A 21,306-nucleotide genomic window follows, 5' to 3' on the forward strand; every position below is an offset into this window, starting at 1 on the left:
CCGACGATCTGGGAAGCTGGACCTGTGCGTGTGGCATTGCTGGGGCCGACGAGTGTCGAGGCCGAGGACGGCACACCGGTCGACATCGGTGGTGCCCGCGTTCGCATGCTCGTGGCCCGCCTCGCGCTCGACCCCGGCCGGGCCGTGCCGACGACGACGCTGATCGACGACCTGTGGGGCGAGCAGCCGCCCGCCGACGCCGTGAACGCCCTGCAGTCGCTCGTGTCGAGGCTGCGCAAGGTCTGTCCCGTCGCACTGGAGCCGGGCGGGTACCGGCTGGTTGTCGCGACCGAGGACGTCGACGTCTTCCGGTTCGAACGGCTGCGCGCCGCCGGACGGCTGGACGAGGCGCTCGGGCTCTGGCGCGGTGAGGCGCTGGCCGACGTGCGGGACGCGCCGTTCGCCGCTCCCACCGCCGCTCGTCTCGAAGAAGCACGCCTCTCCGCGGAGGAAGACCGGTTCAGGACCGGTGAGCTGGACGTCGCCGCGCTGACGGCGATGCACGAGAAGCATCCGCTGCGGGAACGGCTGGCCGCGCTGCTGATGCGGGCGTTGTGCGCGCAGGGCAGGCAGTCCGACGCTTTGCACGTCTACGCGGAGGTCCGCGGCCGGCTCGCCGACGAACTGGGTGTCGATCCGTCGCAGGAACTGCAGGACGTCCATCTCGCGGCACTGCGCGGCGAACTCGGGCCGCGGGCCGTCGTCGACCGGTTGCCGGTGCGGCTCACCAGTTTCGTCGGGCGCGACGACGAACTCGCGGAGATCTCCGGGCTGCTCGGCCAGGCTCGGCTGGTCACGCTGGTCGGGCCCGGCGGTGCGGGCAAGACGCGGCTCGCCACCGAGATCGCGGCGCGGCATCCGTTGCACGGCAAGGGGCGCGTGTGGTTCGCGGCACTGGCGGGCGTGCGGGCGGCGGAGGACCTGGCCGGCGCGGTGCTCGGCGCGTTCGAACTGAGCTTCGTCGCCGATCCGATGCGGCGGGCGAGCGAGAGCATGAGCCGGATCGCCGAGGTGCTCGGCGCGGGCGAGTCGTTGCTGGTGCTGGACAACTGCGAGCACCTCATCGGCGCGGCCGCCGAGTTCACCACCGATCTGCTGCGCCGGGTGCCGAACCTGCGGATCCTCGCGACCAGCAGGGAACCGCTCGCGATCGACGGCGAGTCGCTGTGCCCGGTCGGACCGCTCGCGGTGCCCGACGGGCAGACGGACCTGTCCGGGTTCGGCGCGGTGCGGCTGTTCCTGGACCGGGCCAACGCGGTGCGGCCGGGGTTCGCGCTCGACGAGTCCACTGTGGACGACGTGCGGCAGATCTGCCGCAGGCTCGACGGCATGCCGCTCGCGCTCGAACTGGCCGCCGCCCGGTTGCGGTCCATGACGATCCGGCAGATCACCCAGCGCCTGGACGACCGGTTCCGGCTGCTCACCTCGGGCAGCCGCACGGCACTGCCCCGCCAGCGCACGCTGCGCGCGGTCGTCGAGTGGAGCTGGGACCTGCTGACCGAGGAGGAGCTCCGGCTCGCCAGAAGGCTCGCGGTGTTTCCCGCGGGAGCGGGCCTCGACGCGATCGAGGAGGTCTGCCTGCCGGACGCGCTCTACGTGCTCACGTCACTGGTCGATAAGTCCATTGTGGACGTCATCGAGCTGGACGGCGAGGCGCGGTACCGGATGCTGGAGACGATCCGGGTCTACGCGGCCGAGCAGCTCGACGCGTCCGGGGAGAAACGCGAGTTCGTGAACCGCTTCCGGCACCACTACCGGGAGCTGACGGCGCGCTGGGAGCCGCTCATCCGCACCGCTCGGCAGCTCGAGGCGATCGACGTCTACGAGGCGGAGCAGGACAACGTCGTGGCGGCGTTGCGCGGAGCGATCGACGACCGCGAGGTCGAGCTGGCGGCCGACCTGCTCGGCGGCACGTTCTGGTACTGGCTCGTCAAGGGCGACAACGAGCGCGCGGAGATGTCGGTGCGCGACGTGCTCGCGCTCGGCGACCTGCTGCCCGCCGACCGCTTCGCCACGTTCCGGGCCATGCAGCTCATCATGGCCGCCGTGCCAGGGGTAACAGACGCGGAGGAGGCGGCAGCGGTCATCGAGAGCTGCGTGAGCTCCGGCGCCGTCCAGAAGTACCCGTCGCTCGCGATCGCGCTGCCCATGCTCGCGTTCCTCAGTCAGAACACCGAACTGGCGCGGCGCGAGGTGAAGCGGGCCGCGGCGAGCGAGGACCCGTGGGCGCGGGCGGGCGCGGAGTGGGCGCACAGCTTCATGCTGGTCGACGACGGTGACCTGGAAGGCGCCGAACAGGCCCGCGATCGCGCGTACGACCAGTTCACGGCCATCGGCGATCGGTGGGGTTCGGCGATGACGCTCGGCATGAAGGCCGCGTTCGTCTCGCACACGGGTGACAACCAGGCGGCGATCGACCTGTACCAGCGTGGGCTGGAGGTGGCGACGGAGCTGCGGTCCCAGGACGACGCCGTGCAGCAGCGGTGGCGGCTCGCGGTGGAGTACGCGCGCATGGGCGACCACGCCGCGGCCGCGCGCGAGGTGGTCGCGGCGGAGCAGTTCGTGAGGGACGTCGGCAACGACCAGCTGTCCACGATGCTCGACTACGCGAAGGCCGAGGTCGTGCTGCGCGCGGGCAGGATCGAGGAGGCGCGCGCACTGAGCGATTCGTTCAAACAGCGCGTCACCACGTCGTCCGTGCTCGGAACGTTCGTCACGGAGTGGGTGGCCATCCTCGACGCACGAATCGCCATCGCCGACGGCAGGTTCGACGACGCCGAGGCGTTCGCAACGGTGGCCGTCGAGACGACGTCCGAACGCGGCGACATGCCGGATCTCTCGGCTGTGACGGAGCTCCTGGCCCAGGTGCGGCACCTGCAGGGCCGCACCGACGCAGCACGGCGGTTGATGGCGCTCGCCCAGCTCATCCGCGGGCGGCTCGACATGGGTGATCCGGACGTGCGGCACCTCGTCGCCGAACTGGGCGAGCCCGCACCGCTGACGATCACCAAAGCCGAGGCGCTGCACGAGGTGCGCGAAGAGGCGGGCATCAGCGAAAGCTGACGCCCGCCCGTTTCCGAGACGTCACACGCGCTTGCGGTAGGCCCACATCGCCAGCGGGAAGAACACCGCGACCGCGCCGGCCATCCAGATCAGCGATCCGGTGAGCGGCCCGGCGATCGCGCCGCCGTTGAGCAGCCCGCGCAGCGCGTCCGACAGCAGGCTGACGGGGCTGATGTCCGCCCACGCCTTGAGCCAGCCCGGCATCGTCGAGGTGCCGACGAAGACGTTGCTGCCGAACGTCAACGGCATGATCAGCACGATCATGATGCCCTGCACCGCCTGCGGGGTCTTGAGCAGCATGCCCACGAACACCGCCGCCCAGCAGAAGCACAGTCCGAACGCGATCGCGAGCCCCGACGCGATCAGCAGCTCGGCCGGTCCGGTCTGCACCCGGTAGCCCATGATCGTCGCGACGACCATCAGCACCACGATGCAGACGACGTAGCGCACGATGTCCGCGAGCACCGCCCCCACCAACGGCGCCGAGCGCGCGATCGGCATGGAGCGGAACCTGTCGAACACGCCCTTGGAGACGTCCGTGTTCATCTGCACGCCCGCCGTCATGCTGGACTGCAGGATGACCATCACCATGATGCCCGGCACGAGCATCTGCAGGTAAGCGTCCGTGTTGCCGGCGAGCGCACCACCGAACAGGTAGGTGAACATCACCAGGAAGATGATCGGGGCGATCGTCACGTCCGCCAGCTGCTCGGGGTTCTTGCGGATCTTGAGGATTCCCCGCCAGGCCAGCGCGAAGCCGTGGCGCACACTCCTGTCCAACGTGATCGTGCTCATACCAGGCTCCCTTCGTTCTGCTTGCCGGTGAGTGCGAGGAACACCTCGTCGAGCGACGGCAGCCGCAACGCCAGTTCGTCGGCGGTGATGCCGGCGTCGTCGAGCTTGCGGACCAAAGTGGACAGCAGCACCGGGTCGTTCACCGGTGCGGTCAGCAGTCCCGTGTCGTCGTCGCGGGTCGGCCGGACACCCGTCAGGTCACCGAGAATCCGGTACACCGCGTCGAGATCGCGCAACGACGTCGGCCGCACCTGCAACGTCTGCCCGCCCACGCGCCGCTTGAGCTCGTCCGGCCTGCCCTCGGCCACGACCTTGCCGTGGTCGAACACCGTGATCGAGTCCGCGAGCTGGTCGGCCTCTTCCAGGTACTGCGTGGTGAGCAGGACCGTCACACCGTTCGCGACGAGCTTGCGCACCACCGCCCACACCTCGTTGCGGGCGTGCGGGTCCAGCCCCGTGGTCGGCTCGTCCAGGTACAGCACGGACGGGTTGCCGACCAGGCTGGCCGCGAGGTCGAGCCGCCGGCGCATACCTCCCGAGTACGTCTTGGCGGCCCGCCCCGCGGCGTCGGTGAGCTCGAACTGCTCCAGCAGCTCCGCGGCCTTCGCCCGTGCCCCCGCACGGGAGAAGTCGAGCAGCCGGGCCAGCAGCACGAGGTTCTCCGTACCGGAGAGGTCCTCGTCCACCGACGCGTACTGCCCGGTCAGTCCGATCAGCGACCGGACCGCCCTCGGGTCCTTCAGCACGTCGTGCCCGTGCACGGTGGCGTGCCCCGCGTCCGGGCGCAGCAACGTCGCCAGCACCCGCACCGCCGTGGTCTTGCCCGCGCCGTTCGGCCCGAGCACCCCCACGACCTTCCCCTCAGGCACCTCGAGGTCGACGCCGTCCAGCGCTTTCGTCTCCCCGTAGTGCTTGACCAGGCCTTCTGCCCTGATCGCCAGCGCCATCGTTGGTCCCTCCCTGTGTCGGGAGGAACTGTGCGCCGCCGCGCTGGCAGACCGCTGGCAGCCCGCTGTCAGCCTCTGACAGCGGCGGCCATCCGCGTGACCGCCTCGGTGATGATCTCGGGCGAGGTCCCGATGTTGAGCCGGACGTGGCCCTCGGCGCCGCTGCCGAACCCGGCGCCGGACATGAGGGCGACCCGTCCTCGTTCGACGAAGAACGCGGCCGGGTCGTCACTGATGGCCCGGCAGTCCAGCCAGGCCAGGAAGGTCGCCTCGGAGGGCTCGTAGCCGATCTCCGGCAGGTGCTCGGCGAGCAGGTTCTTGAGGAGCTTCCGGTTCTCGTCGAGGCCTGCCAGCAGCGCGTCGAGCCACTCGCCGCCGTGGCGCAGCGCGGCGGTGTGCGCGATCGTGCCGAAGTGGCTCGGCCCGTGGCTGACCTCTTCCGGCAACCGCGCGAGATCGTCGGTGTTCGCGACGGCGACGGCCGCCCGCATCGCCGCCAGGTTCCAGCCCTTCGACGCGGACATGAGCGACATCCCGTGGTCGTCGACGCTCAGGTACGGCACGAACTTCGCGCTCTTGGACACGAGCGGTGCGTGGATCTCGTCGGCGATCACGCGGACGCCGTACTTCTTCGCCAGTCCTGCGAGAGCCGTCAGCTCCTCGCGGGTGTGGACGGTGCCGGTCGGGTTCTGCGGGTTGCACAGCAGGTACACCGGGTGGTCGGCCTTGACGTGCCGGAACGTCCGCTCCAGCACGGCCAGGTCGAGGCGTCCGTTCGTCAGCGGTGCCTCGATCACGGCCCGGCCCGCGCTCCTGACGAACAGGTAGAACGGCGGGTACACCGGCGGGCTGACGATCACCGGGTCGCCGGGCCCGGACACCAGTTTGATCAGCTCGACGATGCCGAGCATCACGTCGGACATGAGCGCCGTGCGTTCCACGGCGATCCCGTTCCAGCCCCAGCGTTCGTTCGCGAACGCCGCGAGCGCCTCGGGGTAGTCCGTACCGGCCGGATAGCCCGTGTCGCCGAGTTCCAGGGCGTCGATGATGGCCCGCTTGATCGGCTCAGCCGGGTCGACGTCCATCTCGGCCACCCACAACGGCAGCACGTCGTCCGGGTACTCCCGCCACTTGACGCTCGTGCGCTGCCGCAACCGTTCCAAGGACACCTGGCTCAGCGGGTTCAGCATGCGTCCCAACGTAGGTCACCCGGGATGCGCCGTCACGTTGTGCGCGGTGATCTCCTCGCCGCAGCACCGGCACGCGAGGAACGCGTCGGCAGGCTTCCCGCAGCCGCTGTGCTCCAGCACGATCGGCGGTCCGTCCGGGTCAGGCACGTGCCGGTCGCCCCACTTCATGAGGATCACGATGGCGGGGAACAACTCCAGCCCCGCCTCGGTGAGGCGGTACTCCTCGCGGTCCTCCGCGTACGGCACGCGCTGCAGCAACCCGGCCTCGACCAACGTCTTCAGCCGCGCGGACAGCGTGGGCCGCGGAACGTTGAGGTTGCGGACGAACTGCCCGTACCTGCGGACGCCGAAGAAGGCCTCGCGCAGGATCAGCAGCGTCCACTTCTCCCCCACCAGGTCGAGCGCCCGCCCGACGGATTCACCGCGGAACCGGCGGTCGAGGGCGTCGGAGTCGATCATCGGCGTCCCTTCGTCAGCAGTGGGGAGAGCGTGGTCAGCAGCCCGTGGCCCGCTGGATCCTCTGCCGTCGCCGGGACCAGGCCGACGTGCTCGGCGCCCGCGTCGAAGTACTCGTCGACGCGGTCGGCGACGTCCTGGGCCGAGCCGATCGCGCCCACCGCCTCGATGAGGTCCGTGGGGATGGCCCGGGCCAGTTCGGCACGCGGCCTGCCGGCTCTGGACTGCTCGACCAGGGTGCCGTGGCCCAGGGCGGTGAACATCTCGCCGTAGCCGGGCGGGGAGAGGTAGACGGCCAGTTGGGCGCGGAGTTGGTGGAGGGTGGCGGGGCCGGGGTCGAGGGCGGCGGGGATCCAGACGGCCAAGGGTGGAGGAACACTCGCCAACGCACTGACCTGCTTCTTCGTGTTGGCGACGTGCTCGGCGCTCACCAGGTTGAGCACCACCTCGTCCGCCACCGCCGCCGCCACGCGAGTCATGGCGGGCCCGAACGCCGCCACCGAGATCGGCGTGCCGGGAACCGGTTGCTGCGACCGGAAGCCGGCCACCCGGTTCCCGTCCAGGATCGCCCGCGTGTCCCGGACCGTCTCCCGCATCCGCCGCACCGGTTCCCAGTCCCGGCCGTGCCACTCGGTCACGATCCGCGGACTCGACGCCCCCAGCGCCAACCCGGCCCGCCGCCCGGTCATCACGACCACAGTGGACAGTCCCAGCGCCAGTGCCACCGGACTCCGCACGCCGACCGCGAGCGGCCCGATCTTCAGCGAGATGCTCGACGTCCGCAGCCCGACAGCCGTGGCCAGCGCGAAAGCGTCGAACGTCGCCATCTCCCCGATCCACAGCGTCCCGAACCCGGCCTCGTCGGCCACGACGGCGATGTCCACCGCCTCGGCGGGCGGCCGGTCGAGCCAGAACGGCGTCACCACCCCGACCGACGTCACAGCTGCTCCGTCCGCGCGGGCACGCCGAGCAGCACCTTGCCCGGCAGCTCGAAGGACGTGGCGTTGACCTGGAAGTGCGCGGAGGCCGTGTGTGCGTCCCGGAACCGCCGCTGGATCGGTGCCCCGTCGTAGATCGCTCCTCCGCCGGCCAGGTCGTACAGCGAGGAGACGACCTCACGAGCCGTCCGAGTCGCGTGCGTGGCGGCCAGCCGCACACCCGCCCGAGCCTCGACCGGCACCGGCTCACTCCCCTGCGCCGCCTCCCAGGCCTCGGACACCGCTTCGTAGAAGAACGCCCGAGCGGCCCTCAGCGACGCCGAAGCCGAGGCCACCGCAGCCTGGGTCGATCCCCGTTCGGCCACAGTGCGGCTCGACCCGAGCGGTGTGCGGCCGGCCAGCGCCACGAAGTCGTCCAGTGCGCCGAAAGCGTTGCCCAGAGCCGCGACCGCGACCGACGACGCGAAGAACCCGAACACCGGGAAGCGATACAGCGCACCGTCCCGCAGCGGTCCATCCAGAACGGACAGAATCCGGGAGTCGGGCACGAACACGTCCCGTGCCACGCAGTCGTGGCTTCCGGTACCGCGCAACCCCGTGGTGTGCCAGGTGTCGAGCACCTCCAGCGCCGTCTTGGGCAGCGCCGCGACCTTCAGCGCACCGTCGTGCACGAACCCGGCGAACAACCAGTCGGCATGCCCGATCCCGGAACAGAACGACCACTGCCCCGACACCACGACGCCACCGTCGACCGTGACGCCGCGTCCCTTCGGAGCCCACACCCCGGCGGCGACCGACCGGACGTCCCCGAACACCTCCTGGGCGCCCGATTCCGGCAGGTACGCGGCCAGCAGACCGGAGGTCGCCGCGATCGACACGCACCAGCCGGCGGAGGCGTCACCGCGGGCGATGGTCTCGGCTAGGGCCAGCGTCTCGGCCGGCGGACTCTCGCCCCCTCCGAGCGAACGCGGGACGCCCAGCCGGAACAGGCCTTGCCCGCGGATCGCCTCCACCAGTTCGGGAGCCAGCGTGCGGCCCGCCTCCGTCTCCGGCGCGACCTCTCGTGCCAGGTCGGCGACGGTCCGCACGTCAGCCACGACGCCCCCATCAGTTCAGAATTCTTACCGGTTCATTTTCCTTACCGTAGTCAGATCGGAACGGACAACGCAAGGCACTCTCAGGCGAATGGCGACTTGTCGATGCCGCACGTCTTCTGAGCAGGCAGCACGCCGGTGAAGAGGTACTCCCGCTTCACCTTCTCCGCGCACGCGCTGCGCACGTACATGGAGGTGTGCCCGTACCCCTCGACGGTCAGGAACCCGGTGCGGGCCATCTCCGCCGCTCCGTCGCGAGCACCGTGCAGCGGCGTCGACGGGTCGAACCTGCTGTTGATGAACAGGATCGGCGCCGCCGTCCTGCGGTTCCACGGCCCGGTGTAGCGGTCCTCGTCACGGCCCTGCCAGAACGCGCAGGCCATCATGTCGAAGACCACGGCACGGCCCCAGTAGGGAACGCGCTCGTCCTCGCTCTTGCCGTACTTCGAGTACACGGCCGGGTCGCGCGGGAAGTCGCTGTCCGAGCACTGCACGGCGTTGAACCCCTCGAACCGGTTCGTGACGTAGTCGGCCGACGCCGTCAGCGAGGCCGGCGCCTCCCAGACCCCCTGCAGCACACGAGCCGTGTCCTGCCAGGTGTCCGGCTGCGCCAGCGCGTCCCACACGAGACTGATCAGCGAAACGCGGTCGAAGCGGCCGTCCGGCGTGGTCACCGGAGACGCCGTCACCTTCGCGACGAGGTCCGCCCACTTCTGCCTCAGGTCGCCGCCCGCGAACGCGCACTGGGCACCGGGAGCCGCGCACAGGCGCAGGAACTGGTCGAACGTCTCGGCGACACCGCGCGGCACGTCCTGGCGGGTGTCCAGCGGCACGGTCGTGCCCTGGTCACCGCGCCCGGTGGCGTTGCCGATGAAGTCCAGCGAGCCGTCGAACGCGAGCGCGCGAACCTTGTCCGGGAACATGTTCGCGTAGATCGCGCCGAGGTGCGTGCCGTACGAGATGCCGTGGTACGTCAGCTTCTTGTCCCCCACGGCCTTGCGCAGCAGGTCGAGATCGCGGGCCGTGTTCGCGGACGAGACGTGGTCCAGCAGGTCGCCGGACTTCTCCTCGCAGCGCCGGACGAACTCGCGGTAGCTGTCGTAGAAGGCGGGTTCCTCCGCCGCGGTGTCCGGATACACCGGGATGGAGTTGAGGAACGACTGCTGCTCCTCGACGCTGTCGAAGCAGCGCACGGTCGCCGAACGGCCGATGCCACGCGGATCCCACGACACCACGTCGAACCGCGCCCGCAGCTCGGACGAGAACAACCACTCCCACTTGCCGCGAGCCCGCAGTCTGTCCACACCGGACGCTCCGGGCCCGCCGAAGTTCACGAACAGCGAGCCGATCCGCTTCGACGGGTCGGTCGCGGGCAGCCTGATCAGCGCCAGGTCGATCTTCGAGCCGGACGGCTGGTCGTGGTCCAGCGGGACCTTCGCGGTCGAGCACTGGAACCCGTCCTGACAGTCCTGCCACGACAGGACGGGCGTCTGCGCCTCTTCGGCGGCGAGCGCGACCGGCGCCAGTCCGACGAGCAGCGCGGCCGTCAACAGTAGTGATTTCAACTAGAGCTCCCCAGGTTCGATCTCTCGGTCATGAAGACGCCATGGAGATCAACCGGGTTGCGTGCCGGCAGGAGTCAGCCGCTCAGCGCGTGCGTCGCCGTCGCCCCTCCGTCGACCACGAACTCCCCGCCCGTGCAGTACGCGCTGTCGTCACTGGCCAGGAACAGCACGACGTTCGCGACGTCCTCCGGCTGCCCGATCCGGCGCAGTGCCAGCTTCTTGCCGATCGGCGACACGTCGATCGGCCGGCCCAGCGCCTCGCTCACCATCGGGGTGTCGATGGCACCGGGGTGCACGGAGTTCACCCGGATCCCGTGCTGCCCCAGCTCCATCGCGGCGACCTTGGTCATGCCCCGGATCGCGAACTTGGACGCCGTGTACGCCACCAGATACGGCATGCCGCCCAGGCCTTCGACCGACGACACGTTCACGATCGACCCACCGCCCGCGGCCCGCATCGACGGGACGATCGTGCGCATGCCGAGGAACGTGCCGACCTGGTTGATGCCGATCACCCGCTGGTAGTCGGCGAGCTTCGTCTCGGCCAAAGCCGAGAAGTGCAGGATTCCGGCGTTGTTCACGAGAACCGTGATGTCGCCGAAGGTCTGCACGGTGAACGCGACGGCCTCGGCCCACTCGTCCTCCGACGACACGTCCAGGTGGCAGTACTCGGCACCGAGTTCGGCCGCGAGCTCCTTGCCCTGGTCGTCGAGGACGTCGGTGATCATCACCCGCGCGCCCTCGGCGACGAACCGGCGTGCCGCGGCGGCGCCCTGACCCCGGGCCGCGCCGGTGATCAGGGCGACTTTTCCGTCCAGCCGCATCTACATCATCTCGTCGGTCAGCGGCATCATCACGGTCTTGAGCTCGGTGTAGGCCTCGTAGGCGCTCTGCCCGCCCTCCCGGCCGAGGCCCGACTGCTTGTAGCCGCCGAACGGGAGGTGCGGTTCGAGCTGGAACCCGTTGATGCCGACCATTCCGACGCGCAACGCCTTCGAGACGCGGAACGCGCGCCGCACGTCGTTGGTGTAGACGCCGGCGCCCAGGCCGTACTCGGTGTCGTTCGCGATGCGGATGGCTTCCGCTTCGTCGTCGAACGGAACGACGGTCAGCACCGGGCCGAAGATCTCGTCACGGGCGATCGCCATGTCGTTGTTGGCGTCGGCGAAAATCGTTGGCGCGACGAAGTTTCCTGACGCGTAGTCGCCGTCGAGCCGGGTGCCGCCGGTGACCAGCCTGGCACCCTCCTCCTGACCGCGCTCGATGTAGCCGAGCACGCGTTCGAGCTGCTTGGCGTTGATCAGCGGGCTGGCCAGCACGGCGGGGTCGAACGGGTCGCCGAACGTCACCGCGCCCGCGAGCATCTGCGCCATCGAGATGAACTCTTCCTGCGCGTCCCGCTGCACCAAGGCTCGTGTGTGTGCGACACAAGCTTGCCCGGACAGGCCCATGGTGACCATGCCCATGCAGGTCATCGCGGCCAGGCCGACGTTCGGGGCGTCCGCGAACACGATCGCCGGCGACTTCCCGCCCAGTTCCAGGGACACGCGCTTCATCGTGCCGGCGGAGGCCTCGACGATCCGGCGGCCGACCGTCCGGCTGCCGGTGAAGCTGATCTTGTCGACGCCCGGATGGGTGATCAGCGCCTCGCCGGTCGGGTTGCCGGGGCCGGTGACGAGGTTGATCACGCCTTCCGGCAGGCCTGCCTCGATGAGCAGTTCGACCATCCGGATCACGCAGAACGACGCGTACTCCGACGGTTTCACCACGACCGTGCAGCCCGCGGCCAGTGCGGGCGCGAGTTTCTGGGCGAAGAGCACGAACGGCGCGTTCCACGGCAGGATCGCCGCGACGACGCCGACCGGTTCGCGGAACGTCATCGCGAGGTGGTCGCCGCCCTGGTACGGCGGCAGGGTCTGACCGCCGACCTTGTCGATCCAGCCAGCGTGGTGGTCGAAGATGTCGGCCGCGATGCCGACCGAGGTGGCGTAGATCTGGCCGAACGACAGAGGCACGCCGTTGTCCAGCGCCTGCAGGCCACGCAGCTCGTCCGCGTGCTCGCGCAACAGATCGCTGTACCGGCGCAGGATCTTGATGCGTTCGCCGGCCCGGCTGCGGGGCCACGGTCCCTCGTCGAACGCCTTGCGGGCCGCGAGCACCGCCGCGTCCACGTCCTTGGCCGACGCGACGGCGAAGCTGCCGATCTCCTCGCCGGTGGCGGGGTGGTGGTGGGTCCAGGTCTCGTCCGCCTCGCGGAACTCGCCTCCGATGAGGAGCCGGCCGTCCTTGAGGCCCAGCGTCTCGCGATGCGGTTGGACGGTGAGCGGCACAGCTCCTCCTACAGATCCATCGTGTCCGTGCAGGCGAAAGTCCTTTGTGGATCGCGATCGGCGAAGTAGCCGTCGAGATCGGTGAACGCGCCGAACTTCCGCTCGACGGTCGGTGGGGCCATCAGCGCGACCATGCCGCCGTGCACGACGAAGACCTGGCCGTTGATCTTGTCGCCGGACGGGCCGGCCAGGTGCGCGACGAACTTCGCGACGTGCTCGGGCGCCAGTGAGTCGTCGCCCTCTGGTGCGTCGCCGAACACGTGCGCGGTCATCTGGGTGCGGGCGCGCGGGCAGATCGCGTTGGCGCGTACGCCGTAACGGCTGGTGCCCCGCGCGGTCGCCACGGTCAGCGCCGCGATGCCGGCCTTGGCCGCCGCGTAGTTGGCCTGGCCTTCCGAGCCGAGCAGGAACGCCTCCGAGGAGGTGTTGACGATCCTGGCGTAGACCGGTTCACCCGCCGCCTTCGACTGCTGCTTCCACAGCGAGACGGCGTTGCGCGACAACAGGAAGTGGCCGCGCAGGTGCACCCGTACGACCAGGTCCCACTCCTCGTCGGACATGTTGAACAACATCCGGTCGCGCAGCACACCCGCGTTGTTCACGAGGACGTGCAACCCGCCGAACTGCTCCATCGCGGCGGTGACGAGGGCGTCGGCGGTGCTCCGCTCGCCCACATCACCCTCGACCACGACGCATTTCGCGCCCAGTTCCTCGATCTCGGCCGCAGCGGCGTCGGCCGATCCCGGCAGGTCGTTGAGCACGATCGACGCACCGGCTCTCGCGAGCTCCAGCGCTTCCGCGCGGCCGAGCCCGGCACCGGCGCCGGTGACCACGGCGACCTTCCCCGCAAGGTCCACAAGAGACTCCCAGAAGAGATGTGTCAGTCGAAGAGAACGACCTGGCGGATCAGCGATCCTCCGCCACGCAGGGCTTGCAGGCCCTCGTTCACGTCTTCGAGCCGGATCCGCTTGCTGATCATGCTTTCGAGATCGAGCCGGCCCTGCCGCCACAGCGCGATCATGCGCGGGATGTCCCGGCGGAAGTTCGCCGTCCCGTAGAACGATCCGTGCAGGGTCTTGTCGTGCAGGAAGAGCTCCTGGGCGCTGAACGACACCATCGCGTCCGCCCGCCCCGCGCCGACGACGACCGTGTGGCCACCGCGGCGGGTCAGGTCCCACGCCTGGCGGATGGTCGCGGGCAGGCCGACGACGTCGAACACGTAGTCGAAGCCCATGCCGAAGTTCAGCTGGTTGTTCAGGTCCGCGACGCCGTCGGGCGTCGTCGCGTGCGTGGCACCGAACTTCTGCGCCACCTCGTGCTTCTCCAGCACCGGGTCGATCGCGACGATCCGCGTCGCGGCGGCGAGCCGCGCGCCCTGGATCACCGCGACACCGACACCACCGCAGCCGATCACGGCGACGCTGGAGCCCGGTTCGACCTTCGCGGTGTTGAGCACCGCTCCGACACCGGTCAGGATTCCGCACGACAACAGCGCGGCGATCTCCCACGGCACGTCGTCGTCGATCTTCACCGCGGCGTCGGCGGGCACGACCATCTCCTCGGCGAACGCGCCGAGTCCCGCGTATCCGAAGGCCGGGTTGCCCCCGACGACGAACCTCGGTGACGTGAACGCCGAAATGGTGTGCACGAGGCACAGATGCGATTGGCCCGTGACGCACTGGGCGCACTTCCCGCACGGCGGCACGAACGTGATCGCCACGTGGTCGCCGACCGCGAGCGACGTCACGGCGCTCCCGATCTCCGCGATCTCGCCGGCACCCTCGTGCCCGACGATGCCGGGGGTCAGCGCGGGCAGCGTTCCGTCCATTGCGGACAGATCACTGTGGCACACCCCGCACGCCTTGATCTTGATGCGGATCTCCTGCGGCCCCACCGGAGCGGTGGTCACGTCGTCGCGGAGCTCGAGCTTGTCGTCGCCTACCTGGTTGAGCACGGCAGCCTTCACCGGTATCACTCCTCGCTGAGCTCACACGGCCCGGTGCCGCGACCGGTGGTCATTGCCCCGTATTTCGACGTTCAGACGGGTGCGTCGTGGTGCCGGCCCCACGTCCTCGTACTGGTTGTACGGGGGCGTGGGGGCGGTGCCGCGAGGCGCCCTGCTGAGCGCCGAAAGACGCGGCGATGACCACCGGTCGCGGCACTGCATACCCGTCGCACACTAGAATCTGTTCTTGTTCATGACAAGGCCCATCAGCGTGAGAGGCGCAGCGCGCCCTTGGGGCACGAGGCGACGGCACGTTCGGCCGAAGCCTCCTCACCCGAGGCCAGCTCACCGTCCCGGATCTGCAGAACCTCGTCATCGTCAAGGTCAAACACCTCAGGCAGGATTGACATGCACTCCCCGTGCGCCTCGCACAGCGAAGGGTCGACGCCGACCTTCATCGCGGCCTCCTGACATCAAGTAGAACTTGTTCTAGAGTAGCGGTCATGCGCATCGGTTTCACGCCCGAACAGGAGCAGTTGCGCCAGGAGCTGCGGGCGTACTTCGCCGCGCTCATGACGCCCGAACGCAGGGCCGGTCTCGCCGGTGGCGGCGACTACGGGGACGGCGAGGCCTACAAGGACACCGTCCGCCAGATGGGGCTCGACGGCTGGCTGACCATCGGCTGGCCGCGGGAGTACGGCGGCCGCGACCGTCCGATGATCGAGCAGCTGATCTTCCTGGACGAGGCGTCCGCGGCCGGCGCGCCCGTGCCGTTCCTGACGCTGAACTCCATCGGGCCGACGATCATGTCCATGGGAACGCCGGAGCAGAAGGCGTTCTACCTGCCGAAGATCGCGTCCGGAGAGCTGCACTTCGCGATCGGCTACTCCGAACCGGAGGCGGGCACGGACCTCGCCGGGCTGCGCACGCGAGCCGTCCGAGAGGGCGACGAGTACGTGATCAACGGCCAGAAGATGTGGACGAGCCTCATCCAGTACGCGGACTACGTGTGGCTGGCCTGCCGCACCGACCAGGAGTCGCAGAGGCACAGGGGCCTGAGCATCATCATGGTGCCGACCACGGCCCCCGGCTTCTCCTGGACGCCGGTGCCGACGATGTCCGGCCCGACCACGAGCGCCACCTTCTACGACAACGTGCGCGTGCCGGCGGCGAACCTCATCGGCGAGGAGCACAAGGGCTGGAAGCTCATCACCAACCAGCTCAACCACGAACGGGTCGCCCTGTGCTCGGCCGCGCCCCTGCAGACCGCGCTGCGCGAGGTTCGTCAATGGGCGGACGAAACCGGTGCCGCGAAACAGGAGTGGGTGCGCCTGCACCTAGCCCGCGTGCACGCCAAGACCGAGTTCCTCAAGCTCATCAACTGGCGGATCGCGTCCGGCGGCGACGAGGCTCCGTCTCCCGCGGAAGCGTCCGCCACCAAGGTGTTCGGCACCGAGTTCGCCACCGAGGGCTACCGGCTGCTGATGGAGGTGCTGGGCGCCAACGGAATCGTGCGCACCGGCTCACCGGGAGCATTGCTGCACGGCCGGGTGGAGCGCATGCACCGGTCGTCGCTGATCCTCACGTTCGGCGGCGGCACCAACGAGATCCAGCGGGACATCATCGCGCGCGTGGGCCTCGGTTTGCCCGCGGTGCCCCGATAAGTCGCTTCGGCAAGGAGACTTCGTGGACTTCACCCTGACCGAGGCGCAACGCGAGCTCGCCGCCCTGACCCGCAAGATCCTCGACTCGTCCGACTCGCCGTGGCTCGACCTCGTGAAGTCCGGGGTCGTGCCGGAGCAGCCCGACGAGTTCGGCGTGCTGGAGCAGTGCTCAGTGCTGATCGAACTGGGCCGCGCGGTCTCCCCCGTGCCCTATCTGTCCACGGCGGTCGCGACGTCCGCGCTGGCGGAGTTCGGCACGCCCGAGCAGCGCGAACGCTGGCTCACGCCGGGAACCGTGCTGTCCGTGGCACTCGCCGAGGCCGACGGCGTGAAGACGACCGTGCCGTTCGCGAGCACGGCAGCAGCTTTCCTGGTGGCACACGACGAGCAGGTGTTCCTCGTCGAGGCGGACCAGCTGGAGATCACGGCGCAGGAGCTGGTCGACGGCTCGGACGCGGGGTCCTTCGAGCATTCCGGTGGGGAACTGGTGCCCGGCCTCTCCCCCGGCTGGCTGATCACTAGGTACACGCTGGGGTTGTGCGCTCTGCAACTCGGCGTGACCGAACGCGCGCTGGAGCTGACGGCCGAGTACGCGCGGACCCGCGTGCAGTTCGACCGGCCGATCGGCAGCTTCCAGGCAGTGGCGCAACGGCTTGCTGATGCGTACATCGACGTCGCGGCCATCCGGTTGACGCTCTGGCAGGCGGCCTGGAAGCTCTCCGAAGGCCTGGACGCTTCGGAAGAGGTGGCCACCGCGAAGTTCTGGGCGGCCGACGCCGGACACCGCGTCGCACACACCGCCGTGCACGTTCATGGCGGGACGGGCATCGACATGAGCCACGAGGTGCACAAGTACTTCACCGCGGCCAAGCGCAACGAGTTCGAGCTGGGCGGGGCGACCGCCCAGCTCCTCAAACTCAGCGCAGCTTGGTGAGGCGTTCGACCGTCACGTCGAACTCCGCCAGCAGCTCGGCCATGACGTCCGCGACCGGGCGCACGTCGTTCATCCGCCCGACGATCTGCCCGACCGGCATCGACACCACGGACGGATCGTCGGACCGGGCGATCCGCAGATGCGCCTCGCTGACCAGGATGTTCTGCAACGGCATCGGCAACGGGTCCGGGGCGCCCGGCTCGGCCCACGCCTCGGTCCACCGCGTCTTCAGCAACCGCGCGGGTTTGCCGGTGTAGACGCGGGTGCGGACGGTGTCGCTGGAACCGGCGGCGAGCAACGCCTCCTTGGTGCTGGTGTTCCCCAGGGTGTACTCGGCCGTGGTGAGCCAGTACGAGCCCATCCACACCCCGGAGGCACCCAACGCCATCGCCGCCGCGGCCTGGCGGCCCGAACCGATGCCACCCGCAGCGAGCACCGGGACGTCCACCGCGTCCACGATCTCCGGCACGAGCACCATCGACGCGACCTCACCCGTGTGGCCGCCGGCCTCGTAACCCTGCGCCACCACGATGTCGACGCCGTTGGCGACGTGCCTGCGCGCGTGCTCGGCCTTGCCCGCCAAAGCAGCCACCGGAACTCCGGCCGCGTGCACTCGTTCGATGACGTCGGTGGGGGGCGAGCCCAAGGCGTTCGCGATGAGCCGGATCGGGTGTTCCAGCGCCACGTCGACGTGCGAGCGCGCGACCGAGTGCAGCCAGCCGAGCACGCCGTCGCCGCCCTCACCGTCGGGCAGCGGGGGCACGCCGAGCTTCAGCAGAGTCTGTTGCACGAACTCCTTGTGGCTCTGCGGAATGAGTCCGGCCAGGTCGATCTGCGTGCCTTCCTTCGGCACGGTGGCGGGCATGACGATGTCGACGCCGTACGGCTTGCCCTCGGTGTTCTCGTCCATCCACGTCAAAGCGCGGTCGAGGTCCTCCGCGTCGTTGAACCGCACGCATCCGAGGACGCCGAGCCCGCCCGCCCTGCTGATCGCCGCCGCCACGTGCTCGGACGGTGTGAAGCCGAAGACGGGGTGCTCGATGCCGAACTCGTCACACAGGCTGGTGCGCATGGTCCTCCACGTGGCGCTTCGCCCACTGGTAGTCGGGTTTGCCGCTGGGGGTCCGGCCGATCTCGCCGACGAGCCACAACGAACGCGGCACCTTGTAGCCCGCGAGGGTCTCGCGCACGTGGGCGTCCAGTTCGGACAGTGTCGGCGTCGCACCGTCGCGCGGATGGATGATCGCGCCGACGCGCTGGCCGAGCAGGTCGTCCGGGATGCCGATCACGAGCGCGTCGAACACGTCCGGATGCGACTTCAGCACCCCCTCGACCTCCTCGGGGAACACCTTCTCGCCACCGGTGTTGACGCAGGTGTTGCCGCGTCCCAGCAACGTGACGTCGCCGTCCTCCTCGAACCTCGCGAAGTCGCCGGGCACGGTGAACCGCTTGCCGTCGACCTCCACGAACATCCGCGCGGTCTTCTCGGGGTCCTTGTAGTAGCCGATCGGGATGTGCCCGCCGCGCGCCAGCTTGCCGATCACGCCGGGCACCGGTTCGAGCTTGTTGCCGTCCTCGTCGATGACGATGGTGTCCTCGTTGAGCTTCACCTTGGTGCCGTCGGTCTTCACGATCTCCTTCGACACCGCGCCGATGCCGGTGGACCCGGTCTCGCTCGACCCGATCGACTCCAGCAGCGTCGTGTGCGGCAGGTGCTCCTGGTACTGCTTCTTGACGGTGTACGAGAACAGGGCGGCGCTGCTGTTGAGGATGAACAGCGACGAGCCGTCGTAGGAGCCGCGCTGGAACTCCTCGATCAGGGGCCGGCCCATGGCGTCCCCGGTGATGGCGGCGACCTGGACCTTTTCCCTTTCGATCACCCGCCAGATCTCGGCGGGGTCGAACTTGGGCACCAGCACGACCGTGCTGCCGCTGAACAACGCGCCGAGCATGGCCCACTGCGCCGCGCCGTGGATCAGCGGCGGCAGGCACAGCCGGACGAGCCCGTAGTCCTTGCCGGCCTTGGACTGCTGCCACTCGTCCGTCAACCGCTCGCCGGTCACGAAGTCGATGCCGCCGCCGAGCGTGCGCCACACGTCCTCGTGCCGCCACATCACGCCCTTGGGCATGCCGGTCGTGCCACCGGTGAACAGGATGTAGAGGTCGTCCGGGCTGCGCGGCCCGAAGTCCCGCTCCGCCGACTCCTCGGCGAGCGCGGTCTCGTAGTCTGCGCCCGCGAACGTCTCTTCCGTCTCGTCGTCGATCACGACCGTGTGGCCGGGGGCACCGACCTCCGCGACCAACGGCGAGTACCGCCGTTCGTGTACGAGTGCCGTCAGATCCGCTTCACCGAACAAGTACTGCAACTCGTTCTTGGTGTAGCGGTAGTTGACGTTGATGGCCACGGCACGCAGCTTGAAGACCGCGAGCATGGCCTCGACGAGCTCGATCGAGTTGCGCGCGTAGAGCCCCACGTGCGCACCCTGTGTCACGCCGTTCTTTGCCAGGTGGTGAGCCAGTTTGTTGGCTCGCGCCTCAAGTTCGGCGTAGGTGACCCTCTTGGACCCGCACACGAGCGCGGTCCGGTCGGGCACGGTGTCGGCGGCGTGTTCAACGAGGTCTGCGACGTTGAGGGCCATGGTAGGCAAAGTAGAACGTGTTACTGTTCTGGACAATCCCCCGTGCGGTCAGACTCGATCCAGGAGGCGCGTGAATGACGACCACGACGGAACCACATGCGTTGGTGGACTTGGTCGGCAACGTCCTGGTCGTCACGATGAACCGCCCGGAGGTTCGCAACGCGTTGTCCGGCCCGATGCTGGCCATCATGCGCGAGGCGTGGGACCGCGTGGACTCCGATCCGGACGTGCGCGTCTGCATCCTCACCGGCGCGGGCGGCTCGTTCTGCGCGGGCGCGGACCTGAAGGCCATGACGTCCAACCATCCCAGCGAGAACGCCGGCAAGTTCGACTTCTCCGTCATCGAACCACTGCTGAAAGGTCGTCGATTGACGAAACCGCTCATCGCGGCGGTGGAAGGACCCGCGGTCGCGGGCGGCACGGAAATCCTTCAGGCGACGGACATCCGCGTGGCCGGCGAGAGCGCGCGGTTCGGAGTCTCGGAAGCGCGCTGGGGCCTGTTCCCGCTGGGCGGCTCGGCAGTCCGGTTGCCACGGCAGATCCCGTACACGGTCGCGGCCGACCTTCTGCTGACAGGACGGCACATCCGCGCGGCGGAGGCCAAGGAGATCGGGCTGATCGGGCACGTGGTGCCGGACGGTCAGGCGCTCGACAAGGCGATGGAACTGGCCGCGTTGATCACGGCCAACGGGCCGATCGCGGTCCAGAAGATCCTGCAGACCATGCGGGAGACCGAAGCCATGCACGAGAACGACGGGTTCGAAGTGGACGCTCGGCTCGGGATGGAGGTGTTCTCCAGCGAGGACGCCAAGGAAGGCCCGCGCGCCTTCTCCGAGAAGCGCAAGCCGGAGTTCAAAGGCCGCTAGACAGCTCTCGAACCAATTCGTTCGTGCCCGTAACACTTCGCGGGACTGCTCCGATCTGCGTATCAAACATCCGCGGTCCGGGGCAGGTGCAGGTCTTGAAACACTCCGATCAGTCGGCCGAGAACGACATCAGCGGGGATGTCCACGGCACGTCGTTGCAGGCCACGTCGATGGGCGACGTCTACCTGGGCGAGCCCGCCAGGCCCCGGTGGCTCAAGGCGGTGCAGTACCTGGCCGTGCCGGCGGTGGCGATCGTCGCGGGCGCCACGCTGACGGCCGTGCAACTGGTGTCGCCGAATGACCCGATCACTGAGACCCCGCTGGCCGGGGCGAGTTCTGTCCCGGCGGAGACCACCACGGCCTCGGCATCGTCCTCCGCGGCCGGTGCGCGGACTCCCGCCACAATGGTCGGTGCGAACCGTCCGGTGCCGCCCGGATCGACTCCGCGCACGGTCAGCGGCACGTCGATCACCGCCACGCACACGCCGAAGACCAAGGTCACCTCAGCCGCGGCACCGATCACCCAGTCCGGCGTGCGGTATAGCGGCGAGCTGCGGTTCGGCAGTTTTCACCTGGATCCCGCCATCCCGCGCGACGTACCGGAGTCGAACGTCTGGGCGCTCACGCCGACCCGTCTGCACGGCGACCCCGGTTACTGGCTGGCGGAGTGGCACAGCGACGGCGTGCCGGGGCAGCAGGAGTGCGTGACGCACCTCGAGAAGAACTCCACGCTGGACGCGGACAACGTGGTCGTGGGCAGCCGGGTCTGCGGGAAGACCCCAGAGGGCCGGATCTTCCGCATCGACGTCACGGTGCTGGACGGCAGCGCGATCACCGGCCAGGTCACCGTGTGGGAGTCCGCCTAGACGTCGCTCGACTC

19 protein-coding genes are annotated in these 21,306 nt (G+C 69.3%); 5 read left to right on the forward strand and 14 right to left on the reverse strand.

Annotation, left to right across the window (positions count from 1 at the left end; all coding sequences use genetic code 11):
- The first annotated feature begins 24 nt into the window (after nucleotides 1-24).
- Nucleotides 25-3,063: a BTAD domain-containing putative transcriptional regulator gene (locus SK854_RS08590; RefSeq protein WP_319974466.1), complete on the forward strand. Its 3,039-nt coding sequence runs from the start codon at nucleotides 25-27 to the stop codon at nucleotides 3,061-3,063.
- Nucleotides 3,064-3,084: 21 nt separating this feature from the next.
- Here the strand turns inward: SK854_RS08590 and SK854_RS08595 are convergent, their stop codons facing one another.
- From SK854_RS08595 to SK854_RS08650, 12 genes are all read right to left on the reverse strand, one after another.
- A complete protein-coding gene (locus SK854_RS08595) occupies nucleotides 3,085-3,858 on the reverse strand; it encodes an ABC transporter permease (protein ID WP_319974467.1) in 774 nt (257 codons plus the stop codon).
- Nucleotides 3,855-4,805, reverse strand: coding sequence for an ATP-binding cassette domain-containing protein (locus SK854_RS08600; RefSeq protein WP_319974468.1), 951 nt, complete (start codon nucleotides 4,803-4,805; stop codon nucleotides 3,855-3,857). The genes SK854_RS08595 and SK854_RS08600 overlap by 4 nt, the downstream gene beginning before the upstream one ends.
- Before the next feature lie 68 nt (nucleotides 4,806-4,873).
- Nucleotides 4,874-5,995, reverse strand: a complete 1,122-nt coding sequence (locus SK854_RS08605) for a MalY/PatB family protein (RefSeq protein ID WP_319974469.1) — start codon at nucleotides 5,993-5,995, stop codon at nucleotides 4,874-4,876.
- 15 nt (nucleotides 5,996-6,010) lie between these two features.
- The gene (locus SK854_RS08610; RefSeq protein WP_319974470.1) at nucleotides 6,011-6,454 is read right to left on the reverse strand and encodes a winged helix-turn-helix transcriptional regulator; all 444 of its coding nucleotides are present in this window, start codon (nucleotides 6,452-6,454) and stop codon (nucleotides 6,011-6,013) included.
- The gene (locus SK854_RS08615; protein WP_319974471.1) at nucleotides 6,451-7,392 is read right to left on the reverse strand and encodes an LLM class F420-dependent oxidoreductase; all 942 of its coding nucleotides are present in this window, start codon (nucleotides 7,390-7,392) and stop codon (nucleotides 6,451-6,453) included. Before SK854_RS08615 ends, SK854_RS08610 begins: the two co-directional genes overlap by 4 nt.
- Nucleotides 7,389-8,486, reverse strand: a complete 1,098-nt coding sequence (locus SK854_RS08620; protein ID WP_319974472.1) for an acyl-CoA dehydrogenase family protein — start codon at nucleotides 8,484-8,486, stop codon at nucleotides 7,389-7,391. The genes SK854_RS08615 and SK854_RS08620 overlap by 4 nt, the downstream gene beginning before the upstream one ends.
- Before the next feature lie 80 nt (nucleotides 8,487-8,566).
- The gene (locus SK854_RS08625) at nucleotides 8,567-10,048 is read right to left on the reverse strand and encodes an alpha/beta hydrolase (RefSeq protein WP_319974473.1); all 1,482 of its coding nucleotides are present in this window, start codon (nucleotides 10,046-10,048) and stop codon (nucleotides 8,567-8,569) included.
- Nucleotides 10,049-10,122: 74 nt separating this feature from the next.
- Nucleotides 10,123-10,872 carry a glucose 1-dehydrogenase gene (locus SK854_RS08630; RefSeq protein ID WP_319974474.1) on the reverse strand — a complete coding sequence of 250 codons (750 nt, stop codon included), beginning with the start codon at nucleotides 10,870-10,872 and terminating at the stop codon, nucleotides 10,123-10,125.
- Nucleotides 10,873-12,378: an aldehyde dehydrogenase family protein gene (locus SK854_RS08635; RefSeq protein WP_319974475.1), complete on the reverse strand. Its 1,506-nt coding sequence runs from the start codon at nucleotides 12,376-12,378 to the stop codon at nucleotides 10,873-10,875.
- An 8-nt stretch (nucleotides 12,379-12,386) separates the two neighbouring features.
- Nucleotides 12,387-13,235 carry an SDR family NAD(P)-dependent oxidoreductase gene (locus tag SK854_RS08640; RefSeq protein ID WP_319974476.1) on the reverse strand — a complete coding sequence of 283 codons (849 nt, stop codon included), beginning with the start codon at nucleotides 13,233-13,235 and terminating at the stop codon, nucleotides 12,387-12,389.
- 23 nt (nucleotides 13,236-13,258) lie between these two features.
- Nucleotides 13,259-14,344, reverse strand: a complete 1,086-nt coding sequence (locus SK854_RS08645; protein ID WP_319974477.1) for a Zn-dependent alcohol dehydrogenase — start codon at nucleotides 14,342-14,344, stop codon at nucleotides 13,259-13,261.
- Nucleotides 14,345-14,589: 245 nt separating this feature from the next.
- Nucleotides 14,590-14,781: a ferredoxin gene (locus SK854_RS08650; protein WP_319974478.1), complete on the reverse strand. Its 192-nt coding sequence runs from the start codon at nucleotides 14,779-14,781 to the stop codon at nucleotides 14,590-14,592.
- Between the two features lie 45 nt (nucleotides 14,782-14,826).
- On the opposite strand from SK854_RS08650, the gene SK854_RS08655 reads away from it, so the two are divergent.
- Entirely contained in the window at nucleotides 14,827-15,987 is a 1,161-nt protein-coding gene (locus SK854_RS08655; RefSeq protein WP_319974479.1) for an acyl-CoA dehydrogenase family protein, read from the forward strand.
- A gap of 22 nt (nucleotides 15,988-16,009) precedes the next feature.
- Nucleotides 16,010-16,921, forward strand: a complete 912-nt coding sequence (locus tag SK854_RS08660; protein WP_319974480.1) for an acyl-CoA dehydrogenase family protein — start codon at nucleotides 16,010-16,012, stop codon at nucleotides 16,919-16,921.
- On the opposite strand, the gene SK854_RS08665 is transcribed toward SK854_RS08660, so the two are convergent.
- Both SK854_RS08665 and SK854_RS08670 read right to left on the reverse strand, forming a co-directional pair.
- Nucleotides 16,905-17,993, reverse strand: a complete 1,089-nt coding sequence (locus tag SK854_RS08665; RefSeq protein WP_319974481.1) for an NAD(P)H-dependent flavin oxidoreductase — start codon at nucleotides 17,991-17,993, stop codon at nucleotides 16,905-16,907. The two genes, SK854_RS08660 and SK854_RS08665, sit on opposite strands and share 17 nt — an antisense overlap.
- Nucleotides 17,974-19,560, reverse strand: a complete 1,587-nt coding sequence (locus SK854_RS08670) for an acyl-CoA synthetase (RefSeq protein ID WP_319974482.1) — start codon at nucleotides 19,558-19,560, stop codon at nucleotides 17,974-17,976. Before SK854_RS08670 ends, SK854_RS08665 begins: the two co-directional genes overlap by 20 nt.
- Before the next feature lie 74 nt (nucleotides 19,561-19,634).
- Between SK854_RS08670 and SK854_RS08675 the strand changes: the two genes are divergently transcribed.
- Together SK854_RS08675 and SK854_RS08680 are read left to right on the forward strand one after the other, a co-directional pair.
- Nucleotides 19,635-20,426: a crotonase/enoyl-CoA hydratase family protein gene (locus tag SK854_RS08675; RefSeq protein WP_319974483.1), complete on the forward strand. Its 792-nt coding sequence runs from the start codon at nucleotides 19,635-19,637 to the stop codon at nucleotides 20,424-20,426.
- A gap of 95 nt (nucleotides 20,427-20,521) precedes the next feature.
- On the forward strand, nucleotides 20,522-21,292 hold the full coding sequence (locus SK854_RS08680) for a hypothetical protein (protein WP_319974484.1): 771 nt from the start codon (nucleotides 20,522-20,524) through the stop codon (nucleotides 21,290-21,292).
- Nucleotides 21,293-21,306 lie beyond the last annotated feature (14 nt).

It is taken from the genome of Lentzea sokolovensis (assembly GCF_033949975.1).
GTDB classification, from domain to species: Bacteria; Actinomycetota; Actinomycetes; order Mycobacteriales; family Pseudonocardiaceae; genus Lentzea; species Lentzea sokolovensis.

Excerpts from the sequence above, each read along its gene's own strand:
- SK854_RS08595 (WP_319974467.1), bottom strand. The coding sequence starts at position 3,858 with ATGAGCACGATCACGTTGGACAGGAGTGTGCGCCACGGCTTCGCGCTG.
- SK854_RS08600 (WP_319974468.1), bottom strand. The coding sequence starts at position 4,805 with ATGGCGCTGGCGATCAGGGCAGAAGGCCTGGTCAAGCACTACGGGGAG.
- SK854_RS08605 (WP_319974469.1), bottom strand. The coding sequence starts at position 5,995 with ATGCTGAACCCGCTGAGCCAGGTGTCCTTGGAACGGTTGCGGCAGCGC.
- SK854_RS08610 (WP_319974470.1), bottom strand. The coding sequence starts at position 6,454 with ATGATCGACTCCGACGCCCTCGACCGCCGGTTCCGCGGTGAATCCGTC.
- SK854_RS08630 (WP_319974474.1), bottom strand. The coding sequence starts at position 10,872 with ATGCGGCTGGACGGAAAAGTCGCCCTGATCACCGGCGCGGCCCGGGGT.
- SK854_RS08650 (WP_319974478.1), bottom strand. The coding sequence starts at position 14,781 with ATGAAGGTCGGCGTCGACCCTTCGCTGTGCGAGGCGCACGGGGAGTGC.
- SK854_RS08655 (WP_319974479.1), top strand. The coding sequence starts at position 14,827 with ATGCGCATCGGTTTCACGCCCGAACAGGAGCAGTTGCGCCAGGAGCTG.
- SK854_RS08665 (WP_319974481.1), bottom strand. The coding sequence starts at position 17,993 with ATGCGCACCAGCCTGTGTGACGAGTTCGGCATCGAGCACCCCGTCTTC.
- SK854_RS08670 (WP_319974482.1), bottom strand. The coding sequence starts at position 19,560 with ATGGCCCTCAACGTCGCAGACCTCGTTGAACACGCCGCCGACACCGTG.
- SK854_RS08675 (WP_319974483.1), top strand. The coding sequence starts at position 19,635 with ATGACGACCACGACGGAACCACATGCGTTGGTGGACTTGGTCGGCAAC.